Origin of the sequence: Blastococcus deserti, from assembly GCF_042682525.1 — a bacterium.
In the GTDB taxonomy this organism is placed as follows: domain Bacteria; phylum Actinomycetota; class Actinomycetes; order Mycobacteriales; family Geodermatophilaceae; genus Blastococcus_B; species Blastococcus_B deserti.
Genome location: NZ_JBHUHP010000002.1, coordinates 25,097 through 46,740, shown reverse-complemented (window position 1 = coordinate 46,740; position 21,644 = coordinate 25,097). Strand labels below are relative to the sequence as shown.

21 protein-coding genes are annotated in these 21,644 nt (G+C 73.9%); 16 read left to right on the top strand and 5 right to left on the bottom strand.

The features are described from left to right. Positions 1-363 precede the first annotated feature (363 nt). Positions 364-1,041 (bottom strand): GntR family transcriptional regulator, encoded by a 678-nt coding sequence (locus ACFSHS_RS03695; protein ID WP_376871891.1) that lies wholly within the window; start codon positions 1,039-1,041, stop codon positions 364-366. A 63-nt stretch (positions 1,042-1,104) separates the two neighbouring features. Between ACFSHS_RS03695 and acnA the strand changes: the two genes are divergently transcribed. The 5 genes from acnA (at position 1,105) to ACFSHS_RS03670 (ending at position 7,406) form a co-directional block, all read left to right on the top strand. Further along, complete coding sequence (acnA, locus tag ACFSHS_RS03690) at positions 1,105-3,825, top strand: aconitate hydratase AcnA (protein ID WP_376871889.1); 2,721 nt, start codon at positions 1,105-1,107, stop codon at positions 3,823-3,825. 315 nt (positions 3,826-4,140) lie between these two features. Beyond that, positions 4,141-4,608 carry a LysM peptidoglycan-binding domain-containing protein gene (locus tag ACFSHS_RS03685; RefSeq protein WP_376871887.1) on the top strand — a complete coding sequence of 156 codons (468 nt, stop codon included), beginning with the start codon at positions 4,141-4,143 and terminating at the stop codon, positions 4,606-4,608. 58 nt (positions 4,609-4,666) lie between these two features. Continuing rightward, entirely contained in the window at positions 4,667-5,113 is a 447-nt protein-coding gene (locus tag ACFSHS_RS03680; RefSeq protein WP_376871885.1) for an SRPBCC family protein, read from the top strand. 113 nt (positions 5,114-5,226) lie between these two features. Continuing rightward, entirely contained in the window at positions 5,227-5,712 is a 486-nt protein-coding gene (locus tag ACFSHS_RS03675) for a GNAT family N-acetyltransferase (protein ID WP_376871882.1), read from the top strand. Between the two features lie 152 nt (positions 5,713-5,864). Then, positions 5,865-7,406, top strand: coding sequence for an adenylate/guanylate cyclase domain-containing protein (locus ACFSHS_RS03670; RefSeq protein WP_376871880.1), 1,542 nt, complete (start codon positions 5,865-5,867; stop codon positions 7,404-7,406). On the opposite strand, the gene ACFSHS_RS03665 is transcribed toward ACFSHS_RS03670, so the two are convergent. After that, a complete protein-coding gene (locus tag ACFSHS_RS03665) occupies positions 7,378-7,788 on the bottom strand; it encodes a hypothetical protein (protein ID WP_376871877.1) in 411 nt (136 codons plus the stop codon). The genes ACFSHS_RS03670 and ACFSHS_RS03665 overlap by 29 nt on opposite strands. Positions 7,789-8,148: 360 nt before the next feature. Between ACFSHS_RS03665 and ACFSHS_RS03660 the strand changes: the two genes are divergently transcribed. From ACFSHS_RS03660 to ACFSHS_RS03635, 6 genes are all read left to right on the top strand, one after another. After that, positions 8,149-9,093, top strand: coding sequence for a trypsin-like serine peptidase (locus ACFSHS_RS03660; protein WP_376871875.1), 945 nt, complete (start codon positions 8,149-8,151; stop codon positions 9,091-9,093). Positions 9,094-9,288: 195 nt separating this feature from the next. Beyond that, positions 9,289-9,819: an RNA polymerase sigma factor gene (locus ACFSHS_RS03655; protein ID WP_376871872.1), complete on the top strand. Its 531-nt coding sequence runs from the start codon at positions 9,289-9,291 to the stop codon at positions 9,817-9,819. Then, positions 9,816-10,667, top strand: a complete 852-nt coding sequence (locus tag ACFSHS_RS03650) for an anti-sigma factor family protein (RefSeq protein ID WP_376871869.1) — start codon at positions 9,816-9,818, stop codon at positions 10,665-10,667. The genes ACFSHS_RS03655 and ACFSHS_RS03650 overlap by 4 nt, the downstream gene beginning before the upstream one ends. Next, positions 10,664-11,527: an ABC transporter ATP-binding protein gene (locus ACFSHS_RS03645; protein WP_376871867.1), complete on the top strand. Its 864-nt coding sequence runs from the start codon at positions 10,664-10,666 to the stop codon at positions 11,525-11,527. The genes ACFSHS_RS03650 and ACFSHS_RS03645 overlap by 4 nt, the downstream gene beginning before the upstream one ends. Further along, the gene (locus ACFSHS_RS03640; RefSeq protein ID WP_376871865.1) at positions 11,524-12,477 is read left to right on the top strand and encodes a hypothetical protein; all 954 of its coding nucleotides are present in this window, start codon (positions 11,524-11,526) and stop codon (positions 12,475-12,477) included. The genes ACFSHS_RS03645 and ACFSHS_RS03640 overlap by 4 nt, the downstream gene beginning before the upstream one ends. A 35-nt stretch (positions 12,478-12,512) precedes the next feature. Then, positions 12,513-13,076: a hypothetical protein gene (locus ACFSHS_RS03635; RefSeq protein ID WP_376871863.1), complete on the top strand. Its 564-nt coding sequence runs from the start codon at positions 12,513-12,515 to the stop codon at positions 13,074-13,076. A 70-nt stretch (positions 13,077-13,146) separates the two neighbouring features. Here ACFSHS_RS03635 and ACFSHS_RS03630 read toward each other — a convergent pair whose 3' ends face one another. Both ACFSHS_RS03630 and ACFSHS_RS03625 read right to left on the bottom strand, forming a co-directional pair. Next, a complete protein-coding gene (locus ACFSHS_RS03630; protein ID WP_376872235.1) occupies positions 13,147-14,169 on the bottom strand; it encodes a potassium channel family protein in 1,023 nt (340 codons plus the stop codon). Positions 14,170-14,275: 106 nt separating this feature from the next. Continuing rightward, positions 14,276-16,009 carry a class I adenylate-forming enzyme family protein gene (locus tag ACFSHS_RS03625; RefSeq protein ID WP_376871861.1) on the bottom strand — a complete coding sequence of 578 codons (1,734 nt, stop codon included), beginning with the start codon at positions 16,007-16,009 and terminating at the stop codon, positions 14,276-14,278. 94 nt (positions 16,010-16,103) lie between these two features. Between ACFSHS_RS03625 and ACFSHS_RS03620 the strand changes: the two genes are divergently transcribed. Further along, positions 16,104-16,955 (top strand): patatin-like phospholipase family protein, encoded by an 852-nt coding sequence (locus ACFSHS_RS03620; RefSeq protein WP_376871859.1) that lies wholly within the window; start codon positions 16,104-16,106, stop codon positions 16,953-16,955. 194 nt (positions 16,956-17,149) lie between these two features. Here the strand turns inward: ACFSHS_RS03620 and ACFSHS_RS03615 are convergent, their stop codons facing one another. Beyond that, positions 17,150-17,665: a MarR family winged helix-turn-helix transcriptional regulator gene (locus ACFSHS_RS03615; RefSeq protein WP_376871857.1), complete on the bottom strand. Its 516-nt coding sequence runs from the start codon at positions 17,663-17,665 to the stop codon at positions 17,150-17,152. 90 nt (positions 17,666-17,755) lie between these two features. On the opposite strand from ACFSHS_RS03615, the gene ACFSHS_RS03610 reads away from it, so the two are divergent. The 4 genes from ACFSHS_RS03610 (at position 17,756) to ACFSHS_RS03595 (ending at position 21,626) form a co-directional block, all read left to right on the top strand. Continuing rightward, positions 17,756-18,319 (top strand): YceI family protein, encoded by a 564-nt coding sequence (locus tag ACFSHS_RS03610; RefSeq protein WP_376871855.1) that lies wholly within the window; start codon positions 17,756-17,758, stop codon positions 18,317-18,319. 199 nt (positions 18,320-18,518) lie between these two features. Beyond that, positions 18,519-18,845 (top strand): hypothetical protein, encoded by a 327-nt coding sequence (locus ACFSHS_RS03605; protein WP_376871853.1) that lies wholly within the window; start codon positions 18,519-18,521, stop codon positions 18,843-18,845. A gap of 173 nt (positions 18,846-19,018) precedes the next feature. Beyond that, complete coding sequence (gene typA / locus ACFSHS_RS03600; protein WP_376871851.1) at positions 19,019-20,911, top strand: translational GTPase TypA; 1,893 nt, start codon at positions 19,019-19,021, stop codon at positions 20,909-20,911. A 223-nt stretch (positions 20,912-21,134) separates the two neighbouring features. Beyond that, positions 21,135-21,626, top strand: coding sequence for a DUF5994 family protein (locus tag ACFSHS_RS03595; RefSeq protein WP_376871848.1), 492 nt, complete (start codon positions 21,135-21,137; stop codon positions 21,624-21,626). The last annotated feature ends 18 nt before the right edge of the window (positions 21,627-21,644 follow it).

The window sequence follows — 21,644 nt, the reverse complement described above, 5'->3', positions numbered from 1 at the left end:
GCCGCGCCGGGGAAGCGCTGCCGAGTGTGGCCCTCCCGGCGCCGTCGCGGACCCCGATTCCGCGCGCCGGACGGACCGGCTCGCGGCGCCGCCCGGGCGCTGATCCGGGCGCGCGGCACGGCCACGCCGGCGGCCGCACGAAGGCCCTGGTCAGCGCCGCCGGACGGCCGGGGGATCCCCCGGGGCGGGGTTGGCGAGGACGAGTTCGACATCGTCCGGAGGAGGGGACAGGTTCCCCGTCGGATACACCCGGCTCCGGGCATCGCACGTCGGGGTGGAGCGGTGGGCCGGGGACCGTCGGGCCGGCCGGTCGGATCGGGGGACGGGTCACCGGTGCGCAGCGGGCCCGGACGCGTCGCCTGCTCAGCGCTCCATCAGCACGTCGATCGCGCGACGGCCCAGGCTGTTGGCCACGTGGACGCGCATCTGCTCCTCCGCCGCGTCGGCGTCGCGGTCGAGGACGGCGCGCATCATCGCCTGGTGCTCGGCCTGGACGCGGGCTCGGTCGTCGGGTGAGTCCTCCCGGGCCTCCAGCGCAGCGCGGCGGTAGCGGTCGGCCTTGTCCCACAGCCCGTCGAGCAGGCTGATCAGCAGCTCGTTGTGGGAGGCGCGGTACAACGCGGCGTGGAAGGCGCGGTGGGCCTCGAGGGCGGCCAGGCCACTGCCGGCGCCCAGGGGCTCGAGCGATGCGGCCGCCGCCCGGATCTGCGCGACGTCCGCCTCGTCGCGCCGCTCGGCGGCCAGCCGGATGGCCAGGGGATCGAGCTGCTGCCGCACCTCGAACAGGTTCCGGGCCTCGGCGGCAGTCAGCCGGGCCACGTGCGCGTCCCGGTGGGCGTCGAGGACGACGAAGCCCTCGGAGGCCAGCCGGCGCATCGCCTCGCGGACCGGGGTGGTGCTGACGTCCAGCTCGGCCGCGAGCGCCTCCAGGTTCACCGTGGCGCCCTGGGGCAGCCGGCCCGACATGATGCGCTCGCGGACCTCGCCGTACGCGTAGTCGGACTTGGTGAGCATCGGGCGCGCGGCCGGCAGTCCGTTCACGCTGCGTTCCTCCCCGTGGTCACGCTGATCTTAGCGCGTCGGTACAGCCTGTAGGATATATCCGTGCTCCGTACGTCCGTGCGACGACTCGACAGCTTCGACGCGCGGGGCAGGGTGGCCCTCGGCGACGCCGGCCCGCGCGAGATCTGGCGGCTGGAGGCGGTCCCTGGCGCGGAGCGGCTGCCGTTCTCCCACAAGGTGCTGCTGGAGAACCTGCTGCGGCACGAGGACGGCGTCTCGGTCACCGCCGACGCCGTCCGCCGCCTGGTCGACGGCACCGGAACCGGGGACGCGGTTTCCTTCTCGCCCGCGCGGGTCTTCCTCCACGACACCAACGGCGTCCCCGTCCTGGTCGACCTGGCGGCCATGCGGGAGGCCGTCGGAGAGCTCGGCGGGGATCCCGCGTCGGTCAACCCCGTCATCCCCGCCGAGCTCACCGTCGACCACTCCGTGGTCGCCGACCACTTCGCCCGCCCCGACGCCATCGCGCTCAACGTCGAGCAGGAGTACCGCCGCAACGACGAGCGCTATCGATTCCTCAAGTGGGGGCAGGACCAGTTCCGCGGGCTCGCCGTCGTCCCGCCGGGAACCGGGATCATGCACCAGATCAACCTCGAGTACCTCGCCGACGTCGTCGTCCTGCGCGACGGGCTGGCCTTCCCCGACACCCTGGTCGGCACCGACTCGCACACGACGATGATCAACGGCCTGGGCGTGCTCGGCTGGGGCGTCGGTGGCATCGAGGCGGAGGCGGCGATGCTCGGTCTGCCGGTCGCCACGCTCGTCCCGCCGGTCGTGGGCCTCGAGCTGACCGGCGAGCTGCGTCCCGGCGTCACCGCCACCGACCTCGTGCTGACGATCGCCGAGCTGCTGCGGGCGCACGGGGTGGTCGGCTCGTTCGTCGAGTTCACCGGCCCGTCGGTGGCCGCCGTACCGCTGGCCGACCGGGCCACGCTGGCCAACATGAGCCCCGAGTTCGGCTCCACGTGCGCGATCTTCCCGATCGACCGGGTGACCGTCGACTACCTGCGGTTCACCGGCCGGGACGCCGACCACGTCGAGGCGGTCGAGCGGTACGCCAAGGAGCAGGGGCTCTGGCACGACCCCGCCGCGGCGCTGCGCTTCGCCGACCTGCTGCGGCTGGACCTGTCGACGGTGGAGCCGTCGCTGGCCGGTCCGCGCCGTCCCCAGGACCGCGTCCCGCTGGCCAGCGCGCGCAGCCGGTTCCAGGCTGTGCTCGGCGAGATGCTGGCCGAGCGGTCTCCCGCACCTCCCGACGACGGCGTCGACGAGGCGAGTCGGGAGTCCTTCCCCGCCAGCGATCCGCCGGCACTGTCCGCGACTCCTGCCGTCGGCCGACCTGCGGGCCTCGACCACGGGGCCGTGGCGATCGCGGCCATCACCTCGTGCACCAACACCTCCAACCCCTCCGTGATGGTCGCGGCGGGACTGCTCGCCCGGAACGCCGTGGCGGCCGGGCTGTCGACCCGGCCGTGGGTGAAGACGAGCCTGGCGCCGGGGTCCAAGGTGGTCACCGACTACCTGCACCGTTCGGGCCTGGACCGGCCGCTGGAGGAGCTGGGCTTCCACACCATCGGCTACGGCTGCATGACCTGCATCGGCAACTCCGGGCCCCTGGCCCCCGGGGTCGGCGAGGAGGTCGCCGATCGGGACCTGCTGGTGGCCGCCGTCCTCTCCGGCAACCGCAACTTCGAGGGGCGCATCCACAACGACGTCGCGATGAACTACCTGGCCTCGCCACCCCTGGTGGTCGCCTACGCGCTGGTGGGCTCCATGGACGTGGACCTGCTGCACCAGCCGCTGGGCACCGGGCGGGACGGCCGGCCGATCTACCTCGGCGACCTGTGGCCGACCGATGCGGAGGTCCAGCAGGTGATCCGGGCGGGCCTGGAACCCGCGATGTTCACCGCCCGCTACGCCGACGTCTTCCGCGGTGACGAGCGGTGGGCCGCGTTGCCCTCAGCCGGCACGGCGACGTTCGACTGGGACCCGCGGTCCACCTACGTCCGCCGCCCGCCCTTCCTGGAGGGGCTCACGCGGACGCCGCCGGAGGCCTCCGACATCACCGGCGCGCGCGTGCTGGCGGTGCTGGGCGACTCCATCACCACCGATCACATCTGCCCCGCCGGGCGGATCCCCGCGGACAGCCCGGCCGGCGCGTTCCTCCGGGCCCGGGGCGAGACCGACCTCAGCACCTACGCCTCTCGGCGCGGCAACCACGAGGTCATGCTGCGCGGCGCCTTCGGCAACCAGCGCCTCCGCAACCGGCTCGTCCCCGACCGCCGCGGCGGGTGGACCCTCGACCACCTCGACGCCACCCCGCGGACCATCTACGACGCGGCCGAGCACTACCGCGCGGCCGACGTGCCGCTGGTCGTGCTGGCCGGCAAGGAGTACGGCACCGGCTCCTCCCGTGACTGGGCGGCCAAGGGCACCGCGCTCCTCGGTGTCCGGGCGGTGCTCGCGGAGAGCTTCGAGCGCATCCACCGGTCCAACCTCGTCGGCATGGGCGTCCTGCCCCTGCAGTTCCGGGACGGCGACAGCGTCGGGACCCTCGGGCTCACCGGGCACGAGACCTTCGACGTCCTGGGCCTCGGCGGGCTGTCGGAGACCGACCGGCCCCGCTGCGTCGTCGTCCTGGCGCGGTCGGACGACGGGACGGAGAAGCGGTTCTCGGCCACCGTCCGACTGGACACCGCCACCGAGGCGCTGTACTTCCGCCACGGCGGGATCCTCCCGTACGTGGCCCGCTCGCTGGTCTGAGCGCCGGCCGCCGAGCCAAGAAGCATCACCGCGGCGACGTGGCGCGCGGTCAGCGGGACCAGGGCCCCGACGAGGCGGGCCGGGCGCGCGGATCCGGCCCCGCGGCACTCCTTCCGGGACGCGTGCCTCCGGCGTCATCACGGAGCCCGCGGCGCCGCGGGGACGAGCCCCACGTGCTTCGTCGCCCACTCGCGATGCAGCGCTCTCCGGCGTGCCGCCCGGCGCGTCGCCGGCACGGCACGGGACCGGGTTGTCGCGGCCGCCCGTGCGGGGGACAGTCGCGGCGCCCGAGCCCTGCACGTCACGGGAGGTGCGATGGACGCCTTCGGCATCCAGCTCCGCCAGCCGCTCGCCTGGGACCTCATCGGACGGAACCTCGCCGTCGCCGCGCTGGGCACCGCGTTCGAGGCCACCTACGGCTGGCTGCTCCGCGCCGCGGACGGTGAGATCGCGGCCGGCTCCTTCACGGCCGGCTCCATGGGCCTCATGGAGTCCTTCGTCCACGAGGCGCCGGTGGCCACCGACTTCGTCGGCCAGGCCACCTTCGAGCTGTTCGGCGACGACCCGACCGGCGAGCGCGATCCCGGGCTCGACACCCAATCCGTGCCGGTCATCGTCATCGGCGGGATGCAGGGCTACTCGCTGCACCAGGTGGTGCGCGGCGACACCCTCACCGCCATCGCCCGGAACACCGGCTCCACCGTGCAGCGGATCGCGGTGGCCAACCGGCTGCAGGACCCGAACCGGATCCTCGTCGGGCAGGTCCTGCGGATCCCGCTCTAGGACGGCCCCTGGACGGTCCGCCGTCGCCCGCGCGACGATGCGGGCGGAGGTGACGGTCATGCCGCGGGACGTCGACGTGTGCACCGAGACGGTGATCCGGCGTCCGTGCGACGAGGTGGCCGCCTACGCGGGCGACCCCACGCACGCCCCGGAGTGGTACGCCAACATCTCCTCGGTCGAGTGGCGCACACCGCCCCCGGTCGCCGTGGGGTCGCGGATGGACTTCGTGGCCACGTTCCTCGGCCGTCGGCTGGCCTACACCTACGAGGTCGCCGAGCTCGAGCCGAACCGGCGACTGGTGATGCGGACCGCGGACGGTCCGTTCCCCATGGAGACGACCTACACGTGGGAGCCGGTCGGCGACGGCACCCGCATGACGTTGCGCAACCGCGGGCGGCCCGGTGGTCTCTCCGCCCTGGCGGGCCCGTTCATGGCGGCGGCGATGCGCCGGGCCAACCGCAAGGACCTCGCCGCGCTGAAGACCCGGCTGGAAGGACCCTCCTGATCCGCCACACCGGGGACGTCGTCGGGTGCGCGCTGCTGAGCGAGCAGTTGCTCCAGCCGGGAACGCGTGCCCTCGGGGCCGACGAGCGAGCGGGGCGAGGGCGACAACTGCTGGTGCGCGACGCCACGGCGCCGATCGGCGACCGCTCCCTCCGCCTCCTGCCGCTCGACGCCGACAACCGGTGGGCTCGGTACACGCGGGAGCGGATCGCGGTCGAGGCGGCGTTCGGTCTCGACGAGCCGGGGGCACGGGAGCTGGTTGCGCAGGCCCGGGCTCGGACCCGGCGGCTCGGCCTCCGGATGTGGCTGGCGACCGACGTGGGCGAGCGCGTGGTCGGAGGCATCGGCGGGTTCTTCCTCCCGGCGCCGCACGCAGCGGTGGCGCGGCTGCAGGAGGTCGATGTCTTCCCCGAATACCGCGGGGCGGGGCTCGGCGACGCCCTGCTGGAGGCCGCGCGCCGGCGGCTGGCCCACGACGGGGCACGCAGCCTCGTCGTCGCAGCGGACGAGGACGACTGGCCACTGGGCTGGTACCGCCGCCGGGGGTTCCTGCCGGTCCTCCGTGTGGCGGCGACCGACGCCGACGGTCCGCCGGCCTGACACCGGCGAAGGGCGGCGAGGGCCGACACCCCACCGGGCGACGTCGGTGCCCGCCGTGCGGCGCCCGGGCCGCCGACCCGCGATCATGACCGCATGATCACGATCGGGTGCACGGCCGCATCCGCGGGGCGGCACCCGTCGTTGCCCCGGGCATGACCACCGGCAGCGGCGTGACCTCCGGCAGCGGCGTGGAGGAGATCCCCCGGGACGGCGCATGGGCCTCCTGGGCGCCCTCCGGACGGGCCGCCGTCCCGGCGATCGTGCTCCTCGTGGTCGTGGCCAACCTGGTCGGGGTCGCCACTGTGTTCCTCCTGCTGCTCGGCGTGGAGGACGGCAGCGGCCACACCGGTCGGGCGCCGGTGCTCTGGGCGGTCGCCGCCTACCTGGCGGTCGCGTTCCCCGCCGGCACGGTGGCCGGACTACGGCGGCAGCGGGTGACCAACCAGTGGCTGATGGCCGGTCGGCAGCCCACCAGCGACGAGGCGGGCCACGCGCTCCGCCTGCCCGTCGACACCGCGCTGATCGCAGGGCTCATCTGGCTGGTGGGCGCGGTCCTGGTGGCCGCGGTGTCCGCCGCCGCCTTCCCGAACCCGCTGGTCGGGCTGCGGACCGGCGTCGCCACCCTGCTTGGCGGCATGGCGACGGCCGGCGTCACCTACCTGCTGGTCGCGCGGGCGGCCCGCTCGGTCACCGCGATCGCCCTCGCCGCTCACCCGCCAGTCGGCGCGCTGACCCTCGGCGTCCGGCCGCGCCTGCTGCTCACCTGGGGCCTCACCAGCGGCGTCCCGATGCTCGGGGTGGTGCTGCTGTTCGTCGACCCCAGCAACCCGTCCGGCCCCGGCAGGGGAGCGGTGGTCTTCCTCGTCGTCGTCGCGCTGCTGGTCGGGGCGCTGGCGACCCTGCTGACCGCCCGTGCGGTGGGGCAGCCCCTGCGCGACCTGCGGCAGGCGGTCCAGCGCATCGGCCGGGGCGACTACGCCGTCCGCGTGGTGGTCGACGACGCCGGTGAGATCGGGCTGCTCCAGGAGGGCGTCAACACGATGGCCGCGGGGCTGGCGGAGCGGGAGCGGCTGCGCGACCTGTTCGGCCGCCACGTCGGGGCGCCGGTCGCCGACCGCGCGCTGGCGACCGGCGTCTCCCTGGGCGGCGAGGAGCGCACCGTCGCCGCGTTGTTCGTCGACATCGCCGGGTCCACCTCGCTGGTCCGGCGCACCGGCCCGGCGGAGATGGTCGGGCTGCTCAACCGGTTCTTCCAGGTCGTCGTGGACGCGATCGAGAGCGACGGCGGGCTGGTGAACAAGTTCGAGGGCGATGCGGCGCTCTGCGTGTTCGGGGCGCCCACGGACCACCCCGACCCGGCCGGGGCGGCGCTGCGGGCCGCCCGCCGTATCTGCCACGCCGTCCGCGCCGCGGGGGAGGTCGACGTCGGGGTGGGAGTCGCCTGCGGCCGGGTCTGGGCCGGTCAGGTGGGCGCGGCCAGCCGGCTGGAGTACACGGTGATCGGCGACCCGGTCAACGAGGCCGCCCGGCTCACCGAACTCGCCAAGGAGCACCCCGGCCGGGCGGTGGCCAGCGAGGCGACCGTCCTCGCCGCCGCACCGGAGGAGCGCGCCCACTGGGTGCGGGAGGGCGAGGTGGAGCTGCGCGGCCGCGGGGAGCCGACCGTCACGTGGGTAGTACGCCGGTCCTCCTGACCGGCCGGGGCCGCGCACCGACGAGGAACCGGCGGAGGACCAGTCCGGCCGCCACGGCGGCGGCCGCCCACACGGCCCACCGCACCGGCTCCAGAGCGGCATCCGGATCGACCGGCCAGCGGGGCAGCCAGATCATCTCGACCGCCGCGCCGACGAGGCCGGCCACCAGCCCGACCACCCCCGACCGGCGGATCCCGGCTCCCGCCGGCCCGAGCACCGACCCGAGCACCAGGGCGACGAGCCACCACACCCGCATCTCGGGCCAGTACAGCGCGAAGGGCTCCTGCCGGACGACGGCATCCGTCGCGTAGTACGTCGTCTCATCGCGACGAGGGCGAGGACCCCGCCCACGGCTCCGCGCACCCAGGATCCGGCCAGCCACCCCCCGGCCACGGCCACCCCGGCCCACGCCCAGCCGGCGTTCAGCAACAGCGCGATCGCCACCCCGGCAGGGGACTCCGCAGCGTTGGCGAGGGACGACGCCACACCCCAACCGACGCCGAGCGCCACCCCCGCGACGATCCTCCGCACGGCGCCATCCTGCGGGAGGAGCCGCGTCGTGGGGTGAGCAACACACCGGTCCGGCTGGGCCCGTGGCGGTTCTCCGCGACGGGGTCCGCAGCCCTTGTCCGGTACCCTCCGCCGCCCTATCGTGGCGTCGCCGAACAGCCACGCGGAGCTTCTCCGGCTGTCCGGGCACGTGATCCGGCGCCGTCTCCCATGCCGTGCCCCGCGCCAGGGGGTGAGTGCTCTGGCCGAGACCTTCGACCTCGCCGAGCAGCTCGCGCGCCTCGCCGAGGGAACGGCCTGGCGGGCCGAGGACCCTGACCGCAAGACCAGGCGCGCCGATCGCCTGTGCGGTCCCGCCCCGGGTGGCCGGGCCGAGCCCGAGGTCGACGAGGTCCTGGAACGGGTTCTCGACGATCCCGACCTGCGTCCGCTGCACTGGCTCAGCGGTGGCCTGCGGGTGGCCGCGGCGGTGGGGCTGGTGGACGGCCCGCTGGGCAACGGCACGGGCTTCCTCGTGGCGCCCTGGCTGCTGATGACCAACAACCACGTGCTGCCCACCGAGGACGCGGCTGCCTCGGCGACCGTGCGCTTCGGCTACCAGCAGCAGGAGAACGGCGACGTCATCGGCGTGCAGGAGGTCGGGGCGGACCCCGCGCGCTTCTTCGTCACCAGCGGCGAGGACCGGCTCGACTACACCGTCGTGGCGGTGGGGCCGCTGCCGAGGAGCAGCGACGCGCCTGGCGACGTGCTCGGGACGATCCCGCTGGTCGGCGCGATCGGCAAGATCCTCGAGGGCGAGCCGATCAACATCATCCAGCACCCGGCGGGGCGTCCGAAGGAGATCGCCTTCCGGAACAACCGGCTGATCAAGCTGGTCGACGACGACGTGCTGACCTACTCCACCGACACCGACCGGGGATCGTCCGGGGCCCCCGTCCTCAACGACCAGTGGGAACTGGTGGGCCTGCACCGGTTCAGCGTCGAGGCGACCGACGCGCACGGCCGCCGGGTCGACCGCACCGGTCGCCCGGTCGGGCCGGACACGCCGGCCACCCTGCGCGTCTGGACCGCGAACAAGGGCAGCCGGGCCTCGGCGATCGTCCGCGACCTCACGGCGCGCTCGTACGACGGCGAGCGTGCGGCGCTCGCCGCCGCCCTGCTCCGGGGAGGCGGCTGAGAACGGCCGACGCCCAGGAGCAGTGCTCCTCCCCAGCCGGACCCGGCAGCCTGCACCTTCCCCACCCACGCCTGACGTTCCCCGCTTTCTGTACCGAAAGCTGCGGTGTGGCCCGCGGCTTCCGGTACAGGAAGCCGTCCGGCGGCTGCACGGTGCCCGCGAACACCTCGGGGCTCCCGGAGCTACAGGTCGAGCATGAGGACGCCGGAACCGCGCTCGGACGGTGACCTGCTGCGTGCGGTCGCCGAGCGGGACCGCGCGGCCCTGCGCGAGCTCTACGACCGGCACGCGCCGTGGTTGCGGGCCCGGCTGCGCCGGCGCTGCGGGGACGAGGGGACCGTCGAGGAGGTCCTCCAGGACACCTTCCTCGCGGTCTGGCGCAAGCCGGAGGCCTACGCGGGCTCCGGCGACGTGCCGGCCTGGCTCTGGGGCATCGGGATCCGCCGGCTGCTGGCCGCCGTCCGCCCGCGCCGTCCCCTGCCGCTCCGGCTGCTCGTCGACCCGCCGGCCCCCTCGGCGGAGGACGTCGTCCTGCTCGGGGTGGAGCACGGCGATCTCGCCGCGGCCGTCAACGGGCTCTCGCCCGAGCTCCGGGCCGTGGTCCGCGCGGTCGCGCTCGACGGGCTCACCAGCCGGGAGGCCGCCCGGCTGCTCGGCGTGCCGGCCGGCACGGTCCGCACCCGGATGGCGCGCGCCCGCGCCCAGCTGCAGGAGGCCCTCACATGAGCTGGCACGTGAATCCCGAGACCCTCGCGCACTACCTGGACGGAGAGCTGGCCGAGGACGCCGCCTCCTCCGTGGAGGCGCACCTGCTGCGGTGTGCCGGCTGCCGGGAACAGCTGGCGGCCGCGGCCCGGCCCGTCACGCCGTCGCACGAGCGGACCTGGGCGGCGCTGGCGGAGGCGGTCGACACCGAGCCGGCCTCCCTCCTCGAGCGGGCGCTCGACACGGTGCTGCCCTCGCACGTGGTCCGCCTGGTCGCCGCCGCCCCGGCGCTGCGCCGGGCGTGGTGGACGGCGGGCACGGGGCTGCTCGTCCTCGCACTGCTGGCCGCGCAGCTGGGCACCGGAGCGTTCGGCACCGCCGTGTTCCTCGTCTCGGCGCCGCTCCTCCCGCTCCTCGGGGTCGCGCTGGCCTACGAGGGCAGCGACGAGCTGGCCGGGGAGGTCGCCGGCACGACGCCGTACCCGCGCTTCCGGGTCCTGCTCCTGCGGACCGCCGCCGTTGCGGTGACAACCCTTCCCGTGGCGGGGCTCCTGGCCCTCGCACTGCCCGTCGGGGTCCGTCCCGCCTCGCTCTGGCTCGTCCCGGCCCTCGCGCTCTGTGCGCTGGCGCTCCTGCTGTCCGCCCGCTTCGACACCCGTCGGGTGGCCGCCGTCCTGACCGCTCTCTGGCTGGTGTCGTGCGGGGCGGCCCTCCGCCCGCCCCGCGCGCCGCTGCCCATCGACGACCTGCTCGAGCGCTCGGTCGTCTTCCGTCCGGCCGGCCAGGCCGCGCTGCTCGCCGTGGCGGCGCTGGCACTGGTCCTGGCCGTCACCCGCCGCACCACCTTCGAGGACAGGAGCAGGGCATGAACGCATCCGTCGAGCTCGCCGGGGTCGCGAAGCGCTTCCGCGCCACCGTCGCGCTGCACGACGTGTCCGTGGAGATCGGAACCGGCGTCACCGGGCTGCTGGGGCCGAACGGGGCCGGGAAGACCACGCTGCTGCGGATCGTCGCCACCGCACTCGGCCAGGACAGCGGCACGGTGCGCGTGCTCGGCCGTGACCCGGCCGATCCCGCCGACCGGCTGGAGATCAGGCGGCGGCTGGGCTATCTACCGCAGGAGTCGGGCCTCTACAGCGGCTTCACCGCCTTCGCGTTCGTCGACTACGTCGCCGTCCTGAAGGAGATGACCGACCGACGGGCGCGGCACGAGGAGGTCCGCCGCGTGCTGGACGTCGTCGGCCTCGGCGACCGGGCGCACCAGCGCATCCGTGCCCTGTCCGGCGGGATGCGCCGCCGGGTGGGGCTCGCGCAGGCGCTGCTCGGCCGGCCGGAGCTGCTGGTCCTCGACGAGCCCACCGTCGGCCTCGACCCCGAGCAGCGACTCCGGTTCCGCGAGGTGCTGGCGGGCCTGCCGCCGGACACCACGGTGCTGCTCTCGACCCACCTCACGGAGGACGTCGCGGCGCTGTGCTCGCGCGTGGTGGTCATCGACCACGGCAGCGTCCTGTTCGAGGGGTGGACGTCGGAGCTCGCGGCGGTCGCCGACGGACGGGTCTGGGACGCCGAGCAGCCGGCCCCGGGCGCCGCGGTCGCCTGGCGCACGCCCGAGGGTCGCTACCGCAACGTCGGCGACCCACCGCCCGGCGCCGACCTGGTGCCGGCGGGGCCGGAACACGGCTACCTGCTGCTCACCGGTTCGCAGCGGGTCGAGGAGGTGGCGTCATGACGACGACGCAGCGAGCAGTCGACACCGTGGTGGGCCGGCCCACCCTCGGCCAGCTCGCGAGGGCCGAGATCCGCTACACGCTGCGCAACCCCCTGCTGTGGGTCGGCGCGCTCGGCGCGGCGGCGCTGTCGTGGGGGCCGGTCGTCGACGGCCTCGTCGACGACGTGGCGGGGGTGATCGACAACTACGTGCTGCTCGACTTCGGTACCGGGGTCCTCGCCCTGGTGGCCTTCCTGGTCGCCAACTGGGCCGCCCAGCGAGAGCGGCCGGCGACGACGGCCGAGCTGTTCTCCGCCGCGCCCGCGCGGCGATGGGACCGCACGGTCGGGCTGCTCGCCGCCGCGATCGTGCCGACGATCCAGGCGCTGGTGATCACGATCGGCACCCATCTCCTCGTGTGGCGCGCCGGGGGCGTGCAGCTGGGCGTCACGCGCGCGGTCACCCTCCAGCCGACACCCCTCGAGGCGCTGGGTGCGCCGTTGGCCGTCGGCTGCGCATTCGTCGCCGGAGTGGCGCTGGCCCGCCTGATCCGGTCCCGGGCCGTCGGCGCCCTGGTCGGACTCATCGGCTGGTTCCTGTTCCACTTCACCTACTGGGTGTGGCTGACCGCTCCCTTCGGGCTCTTCGCCGTCTCCCGGTCGGCGCTGACCTCGGCGGACCTGGGTCGTGAGGTCTCCGGCGCCGAGGAGGCGCGGTGGCCGGCGATCTCGCCGCCGGACGAGTTCACGCCGACCTACTGGGGGATCGACCGTGACCTCGGCCTGTACGGCCTGCACCTGCTGTACGTGGTCGGGGTGATCACCGCCCTCTGCGGGCTGGCGCTGGTGCGCAGCGGCCGGGATCGCCGGTCCTGGCGGCTGCTCGGCGGCGGCCTGGTCATCGCCGGCGTCGCCGTGGTCGTCGAGCTGCTCGTGCACGACGGCGCCCGGGTGTGGATGGGGTACATGTGAACCGGGCCCCTCGCCGGCCGGGCGTCGCTGTGCTCATGGCGGCGACCCTGCCGGTGATCGGGTGGCGCACCGTCCTCGGTGCGGTCTGCGGTGCGCTGGCGATCACGGCCATGGTCGCCGTACTGCCCCCGGGAGCGGACGGCGTCTTCCCGATGTTCGGCGTGCTCCTCCTCGCCGCCGGTTCCGCCGTGGCCGCCGACGACCCGACGGCGCCGATGAGTGCGACCGTCCCGGTCGCGACGCGCCGACAGCTGCTGGCCCGGGTGCTGCTCGTCGTGCCGGTCGCCGCGGCGGCGCTGGGCGCCGTCATGGCGATGGCCGCGGTGCTCGGCGTGGCGCTCGATCGCAGCCTGGTCGTGCTGTGGGCGACGCTCACCGCGGTCGCGCTGGCAGCCGGCGCGGCCGCCGGGCGGGCCGCCGGTGTCCCCGGCCCGGTCGCGGCCGTGATCGCGCTCGGCGCCGGTCTGGTGATCGCACGGGTCCTCCCGGCTCCGGTCCGGGAACGCGCACCGTGGGACTCGGCGATCGAGCGGGGGGTCTGGGCGCTCGCGCTCTCGCTCGCGGTCCTCTGGTGGAGCACCCGGGACCCGGCGTCCTGACCCACGCTTTCTGTACCGGAAGCTGCGGTGCCGACTCCCGCTTCCGGTACAGAAAGCGGGAGGTGGGGGCTCAGTGGTGGGAGCGGACGACGACCAGCACGTCCTCGGGCTGCAGCGTGCCGATGAGGGGGTCGTCGAACCGGAGCGTTCGCCCGCCGCGGGTGACCGACAGCACGATGTCGCGCAGCGACCGCGGGTCGAGCCCGATCTCGCTGCTGGTCACGGTGCGCTGCTGCAGGTCCAGCCCGTGTCCGCCGGTCACGAGGTCCTCGACGACGTTGACCACGCGCGGGGCGTCGGTCGAGAGCCCCAGCAGCCGGCCCGACGTCGCCGACGTGGTGATGACCGTGTCGGCGCCGGACTGGCGGAGGAGGTTGGCGTTCTCCTCCTCGCGGACACTGGTCGTGATCGGCACGTTGGGATTGAGCTGGCGCACGGTCAGGGTGATGAGGACGGCGGCGTCGTCCCGGTTGGCCGCGACGATGACCGCGCGCGCCCGCTCCACGGAGGCCCGCCGCAGCACCTCGGTGCGGCCCGCGTCGCCCACGATCCCGGTCAGGCCCAGCGAGTTGGCCTCGTCGATGGCCCGCGGCTCGGTGTCGACGACGACGATCCGGTCGAGCGGCGTGCCGAGGGCCTGCAGGGAACGGATGGCGGCACGGCCCTTGGTGCCGTAGCCGCACACGATGACGTGCTGGCGCACGCGAGACCTCCACCGACGGATCTGGAACTCCTCCCGCGAGCGCGCGGTGAGCGCCTCGAGGGTGGTTCCGATGAGGACGAGCAGGAACGTGATGCGCAGCGGCGTGATCAGCAGGATGTTGACCAGCCGTGCGCCGGGGGTGATCGGCGTGATGTCGCCGTAGCCGGTCGTCGAGAGGGTGACGGTCGCGTAGTAGAAGGAGTCCAGCAGCGTGAGGCCGACCTCGTCGCCGTCCCGGTAGCCGTCCCGGTCCAGGTAGATGACCCCGACGGTGAACAGCAGGACGACGAGGCCGATGAGGACCCGGCGCCACACCTGCCGGACCGGCGACTCCTCGGTGTGCGCGAGCCGGACTCCGGTGTGCTCGGTCTCCGGGCCGACCCGCTCCATCTCCACCCCGCGGACGATAGTGAGCCGTCGTCCCGACGGCGCGCCGCCGCACCCGTTCGGGTCATGAACCCGGACGGGCGCGGCGGCGACGATCAGGCGTCGGGGGTCACGCGGAGACCTTCTCCCGCTCCTTGGCGGCCAGTTCCCGCTTGAGGACCTTCCCGGCAGCCGAGACCGGGATGGCGTCGATGAAGACGACGTCGCGGAGCCGCTTGTACGGCGTGACCTTGCCGTTGACCGCGGCCATGACCGACTCCGCGGTGAGTGCGGCGCCGGCGTCGTCGCCCTTGCGGACGACGTAGGCGACCGGCAGCTCGCCGGCCTCCTCGTCGGGCCGGCCGACCACCGCCGCCCCGGCGACCCCCGGCAGGCCGAAGAGGATCTCCTCCAGCTCCCGCGGGAACACGTTGTAGCCCTTGTAGAGCAGCATGTCCTTGGTCCGGTCGACGATGGACAGGTAGCCGTCCTCGTCGAGGACCCCGACGTCGCCGGAGTGGAACCAGCCGTCCGCGTCGATGCTCTCGGCCGTCGCCTCCGGGCGGTGGGCGTAACCGCGCATCACCTGCGGACCCCGGATGCACACCTCACCGCGCTCGCCGGGCGGCAGGGGGTCGCCGCCGCCGAGGGGGCGGATGGAGATCTCCGTGTCGAACACCGGCACGCCGACGGTGCCCGCCTTGCGGGTGCCGGACCGGAACGTCGGGTTCCCCGTGGCCTGCATCGTCACCTCGGTGAGGCCGTACCCCTCGCCGATCACCGCGTTGGGCAGGACGGCCTGGAGCCGTTCGATGAGCGAGACCGGCAACGGCGCCGCGCCGCTGGAGACACCGCGCACGTGCGACCAGTCGGCCTCGGCGAACCCCGGCACCTGCAGCAGGGCGACGAAGACCGGCGGGGCACCCCCGATCGCGGTCACCTGGTACCTCTGGGCGTCCTCGACGTACTTCACCGGGTCGAAGCGCATGTGGATGACCGTGGTCGTGCCGCCCATGACCATGCCGTTGAGGTAGCCGATGGCGCCCATCGCGTGGAACCACGGCGTGAGGTTCACGATCCGGGCCTCGCCGAGCCGGGTCGGGTACTCGTCCTCACCGACCACCTGGCGGATGGTCACGTCGCCCGCCTCGTCGAGCTCCGGCAGCGAGCCCGACGTCCAGCAGGCCGACTGCAGGACGTTGGTGACCACGTTGCGGTGGGGCAGCTCCACGCCCTTGCTGACGCCGGTGGTCCCGCCGGTGTAGGCGAGGTGGGCGAGATCCTGCGCCGGGTCGAGCTGCGCGTCCACGTGCCGGTCGGCCGGGTCGCCGGCGAGGAGGTCGGCGAGGTCGACGTCACCGTCCTCGAGCGGCAGCCGCGCCGCGAAGTCGGTGATGTGCGGCTCGCCGGTGACCACGACGTTCCGCACCGGCGTCTGCGCCAGTGCGCCGCGGACGAAGGGCAGCACCTGGTCCCAGGTGATCAGCATCTTGGCGCCGGCGTCGGTGAGCTGGGCGGCCAGGTCGGCGGCCGGCAGCAGCGGGTTGGTGGGGGAGAAGACGGCGCCGGCGAGCATGATGCCGTAGTAGACCGGCGGGTACTGCCGGCAGTTGGGGATGTGCACGGCGACGACGTCCCCGCGCCCGATGCCGTGGTCGGCCAGCCAGCCGGCGACGGCGTGGGCCCGGCGCCCCAACTCCTCGAACGTCAGCGGGACGTCGTGGTCGATGAACGCCGGCCGGTCCCCCCAACGCCGGACCGCCGCCCGCAGGATCGAGCCGACCGGCACCTCCGGGTAGTCCAGCGAGCGCGGGAGGCCCGGGGGCCAGCTGGCGGTGGCGGAGCTGGACTGCGTGGCGGTCATGCGCAACCTCTCGTCGTCGGGGGCCGGGCACACAGCGTGGCCCAGCTCACACGCCCTGTCGAGGTCCTCAACCGGTGTCTGTGAGGATGTGGCGATGAGCGACCAGCGCACCGCTCTCGTGCTCGGCGGCGGCGGGATCACCGGCATCGCCTGGGAGATCGGCATCCTCGCCGGGCTCGCCGAGACGGGCACTGACCTCGGCCGCGCCGATCTGGTGGTCGGGACCTCGGCCGGGTCGGTGGTGAGTGCGCAGCTGACCGGCGGGCTCGATCCGGAGGCGATGTACGCCCGGCAGCTCGCGCCCGCCACCGCCGAGAAGGCGTTCCGCCTGAACCGGGCCACCGTGGCGCAGTTCGGGTGGGCGATGCTGCGCGCCCGCGGCCGGGACGTCGAGTTCCGGCGCCGCATCGGGGCGCTCGCCCTCGCCGCGGAGAGGGCCGGGCTCACCCCGACCGAGCAGGAACGCCTGGACGTGTTCGCTGCCCTGCTGCCGGGACTGGACTGGCCGGAGCGCGACCTGCGGATCACCGCGGTCGACGCCGGGAGCGGCGAGTTCCGGACATTCGACCGGAACTCGGGAGTACCGCTGGCCCACGCGGTGGCCGCCAGCTGCGCCGTGCCCGGGGTGTACCCGCCGGTGACGATCGACGGTCGCCGCTACGTCGACGGCGGGATGCGGTCGGCGGCCAACGCGGACCTGGCGCAGGGCTACGACCGGGTCGTCGTCCTCGCGCCCATCCCGCGGGGCTTCGGGCTCGTGGCGAGCGTGGACGCGCAGGTGACCGGGATGGTGGCGCGGGTCGCCGTCGTCTCGCCCGACGCCGCGAGCCGGACGGCGATCGGCCGCAACGTGCTCGACCCCGCGGCCCGGGGGCCCTCGGCGCGGGCGGGACGCGCCCAGGCGGCGACGGTGGCCGACCGCATCGCCGACGTCTGGACCGGCTGACGGCCCGTCCTTCCTCGCGGTGATCATGGCGCCGGGACCACGTCGGGAGCCCGGACGATGGTCACCACGCCATGATCGCGGCGACGGGGCGTTTCCGTCGCGGGCCCGCGCCGCCGGACGACGTCACGCCGGCCCCGTAGCCGGTGACCTTCCGCGCCGGACGTCCCGGGTGGGAGGGGAGGCCGGTGCCGGGGTCAGCGGCGGGAGTTCGGGTCCAGGTGACGGAGGAGCGTCTCGCCGAGGTCACGCATGTGCTCGACCTGCTCCGGGGTGAGCTGGTCGAACAGGTGGGTGCGCACGCTCTCCACGTGCACCGGTGCGGCGGCCTCCAGGGCGGCGAAGCCCTCGTCGGTCAGGACGGCGAGCTGCCCGCGGCCGTCACCGGGACAGACCTGCCGGCGCACCCAGCCGCGCTCTTCGAGCCGTGAGACCGCGTGCGAGAGCCGGCTGCGTGAGGACAGGCACCGGTCGGCCAGCTCGCTCATGCGCAGCATCCGGTCCTCGGTCTCGGACAGGGCGACGAGGATCTCGTAGTACGCGTGGGAGATGCCGGTCTCGTGGGTGAGCTCGCGGTCGAGCCGGTCCAGCAGCAGCTGCGCGCTGTAGAGCCAGGCCCGCCAGGCCTTCTGCTCCTCGACGTCGAGCCACCGCGGCTCACCCGGGAGCACGTCCGGTGCACCAGTGGATGCCGACGACACGTGCGCGTTCACGTGCTCAGCGTACTAGCGGAATAGTTGAGCTATCAACTACGCTGTGCCCGAGCAGAAGGTCAAACGCTCAACTATTCGGAGGCAACTGCAATGACCAGCTCCACCGCGATCCAGATCCCCGGCTACGTCGTCGGCACCTGGGACATCGACGCCGCCCACTCCACCGTCGGTTTCTCCGTGCGCCACATGATGGTCAGCAAGGTCCGCGGCTACTTCCGCGACTTCTCCGGCGAGATCGTCACCGCCGAGGACCCGACGCAGTCCAGCGTCACCGCGCGGATCAACATGGACTCCATCGACACCCGTCAGGAGCAGCGCGACGCGCACATCCGCTCCGCCGACTTCTTCGACGCGGGCAACCACACGGAGATGACCTTCCGCTCCACCGAGGTCCGCACCGACGGAGCCGACTGGACCGTGATCGGTGACCTGACCATCAAGGGCATCACCGAGCAGGTCGAGCTCGAGCTGGAGCTCAACGGCTTCGGCCCCGACGCCTACGGCGGCACCCGCGCCGGCTTCAGCGCCAAGACCGAGATCTCCCGCAAGGAGTTCGGCGTCGACATCGACATGCCGATGGACGGCGGCGGCGTCGTCGTCGGCGACAAGGTCACCGTCGAGCTCGAGATCGAGGCCGTGCTGCGCACCGCCTGAGAGAGGACCCCTCTGCCCCTGGACGGGTTGGCTGCTCCGAGGGCCCCGGGCGACTCGCCCGGGGCCCTCGCGCGGTTCCGTCGCCCGGCGCGGGACTCGGCCGCAGGCCCCCGCGATCATGGCGCCCTGACCGCCGATCCGGGCTCCGGCGTGGTCCCGGCGCCATGATCGCCGGACGGCGGCGGGGAGACTGGGTGACATGTCGACCCTGACCCGCGTGCGCACCCGCTTCCCCTCCGCCGTCCTGGTGGCCGTCGGTCTGGCCGCCGGCTTCGGCATCGCCCAGGGCACCGGCGTCCGGGCACTCGGTGGAGCCGTCTTCGCCGCCGCGGGCGTGGCCGCGGGGGTGCTCTGGTGGCGCCGGCGTGGTGCGGCTGTCGCGCTCGCGCTCGCGGCCCTCTACGTCGGCGCGTTCGTCCTCGCCCACGTGCTGGCCATCGGCGTGGGCCTGCCCGCCTGGCTGGCGGTGAGTCTGGTCACCCTGGCCGCCGCAGGGGTGACGTTCGCGGTGGCCGACCGCCCCTGACGTGCGGGAACGGCCCAAGGCCCCCTGCAGGGGCCCGCCGCGAACTTGTGAGCGGTGGGGGGCAGGGGGTCCTTCTACTACCATGGGAAGGTCGCCGACCGGGCGGCTGTTGCACGAGATGCCGCGAGCGTGGATGCCGCGGATCCCCGAACCCTCCTGAGGTGCCTCTCCGCATGCCCACCCGCGACGACCTGCGCAACGTGGCGATCATCGCCCACGTCGACCACGGCAAGACGACCCTGGTCGACGCCCTCCTCCGTCAGGCCGGCGCGCTCGGCCGCGCCAAGGGCGAGGGCACCGACGCCGACACCACGCAGGACCGCGTCATGGACTCGATGGACCTCGAGCGTGAGCGCGGCATCACCATCCTCGCCAAGAACACCGCGATCCGGCTGGCCGACGAGAACGGCAACCCGGTCACGGTCAACATCGTCGACACCCCGGGCCACGCCGACTTCGGTGGCGAGGTCGAGCGCGGCCTGTCCATGGTCGACGGCGTCGTCCTCCTCGTCGACTCCTCCGAGGGCCCGCTCCCGCAGACCCGCTTCGTCCTCCGCAAGGCCCTGGGCAAGGGCCTGCCCGTCATCCTCGTGGTCAACAAGACCGACCGCTCCGACGCCCGCATCGGCGAGGTCGTCGACGAGACCTACGAGCTCTTCATGGAGCTGCTCGAGGACTCCGGCATGGACGTCGACAACCTCGACTTCCCCATCGTCTACAGCAACGGCAAGACCGGCCAGGCCTCGCTCACGCGCCCGAACGACGGCGAGTCGCCGGACAGCCCGGACCTCGGGCCCCTGGTGAAGACGCTGCTCGACACCATCCCGGCGCCGGTCTACGACGCCGAGGAGCCGCTGCGCGCGCAGGTCACCAACCTCGACGCCTCCCCCTACCTCGGCCGGCTCGCGCTGCTGCGCATCCACTCCGGCACGATGAAGAACGGCCAGCAGGTCGCCTGGTGCCGCACCGATGGCACGATCAAGAACGTCAAGATCACCGAGCTGCTCGTGACCGAGGGCCTCACCCGCACCCCGGCCGACAGCGCCGGCCCCGGCGAGCTCGTGGCGATCGCCGGCATCGAGGACATCATGATCGGCGACACCCTCGCCGATCCGAACGACCCGCGCCCGCTGCCGCCGCTGACCGTCGACGAGCCGTCGATCTCGATCACCATCGGGATCAACACCTCGCCGCTGTCGGGCAAGTCGGGCAAGAAGCTGACCGCTCGGCTCATCAAGAACCGCCTCGACCAGGAGCTGGTCGGCAACGTGTCGGTGCGCATGCTGCCCACCGACCGCCCCGACACCTGGGAGATGCAGGGCCGCGGCGAGCTGGCGTTGGCCATCCTCGTCGAGCAGTTGCGCCGTGAGGAGTTCGAGCTCACCGTCGGCCGGCCGACCGTCGTGACCAAGGAGATCGACGGCAAGCTCCACGAGCCGGTCGAGCGGGTCACGATCGACACCCCCGGCGAGTACGTCGGCACCCTGACCCAGGCCCTCGCCGTCCGCCGCGGACGCCTGGAGAACCTGGTGCACCACGACACCGGCTGGGCGCGGATGGAGTACATCGTCCCGTCACGTGGCCTGATCGGGTTCCGCACCGAGTTCCTCACCGAGACCCGCGGCACCGGCGTCCTGAACCACAACCTCGAGGGCTACGAGCCGTGGCTGGGCGACATGCGCGCCCGCCCGACCGGCTCGCTGGTCGCCGACCGCCAGGGCGTGGCGACGACGTACTCGATGTTCTCGCTGCAGGAGCGCGGCCAGCTCATGGTGCAGCCGGGCACCGAGGTCTACGAGGGCATGATCGTCGGTGAGAATTCCCGTCCGGACGACATGGACGTGAACATCACCAAGGAGAAGAAGCTCACCAACATGCGCAAGTCCACCTCCGAGGAGCTGGAGCGGCTCATCCCGCCGCGCATCCTGAACCTGGAGCAGGCACTGGAGTTCTGCGCCGAGGACGAGTGCGTCGAGGTGACGCCGGCGACGGTCCGCATCCGCAAGGTGGTCCTCGACCAGACCGAGCGCGGCAAGGCCAAGAACCGCAAGCCCAAGCCCTCCTGACAGCGGACCCCGTCCTCCCACCCTTCGCGAGCTGCGGGCGGGACCCGGGACGCGGCCCCCGGGTTGTGCGTCGTGGCGGTCGAGTCACGGTCGGTGATGGCTGGCCGAGGGACGGTGACCCGCCCAGGAGCACTTCCCCGGGACGTCCGGACGCCCGGCCGTACGTTGCCATCGGGTCCGTGTGCCGCGGGCCGGTCGAGCGAGGAGAGGCGGCCGAGCGCTGATGACGACGATCACCCGAACGGCTCCGGAGACGGGTTTCCGGGGCGGCATCGATGTCCGGGTGAGTCTTCGGGACGACGCCGGTGACGGGGCCTCGGCGTTCGACGGCGCCTGGTTCCCGCGCAGCCGCGACCTGGCCGTGGAGGTGCCCGAGCTGATCGCCGAGCTGGACCGGCGCGGCGTCCGGGTCGAGCGCTTCACCTACGCCCTCGACGCCTGGTCACCGGTGGCGCGCAAGGTCGTCGTCCAGGGCCGCACCGTGCGCACGGGCGGCTTCCGCAGCATGGACCCCGGCGTCGTCTGCGTCACCTGGGCCGGGGGCAGCCGCCGCGGGGACCTCCTCGTGGTGCCGCCGGAGACCGACGTCCTGACCGGGGCGCGGGCCCTGCGGCTGTGCACCCGCCGCGGACTGCCGCGGTCGCCGCAGATGGTCCTGGCGGCGGCCCGCTCCACCCCGCTGCCCCAGGTCCCGGAGTACCGCCGGGCGGTGTGAGGCCCCCTTGTCCGCGGC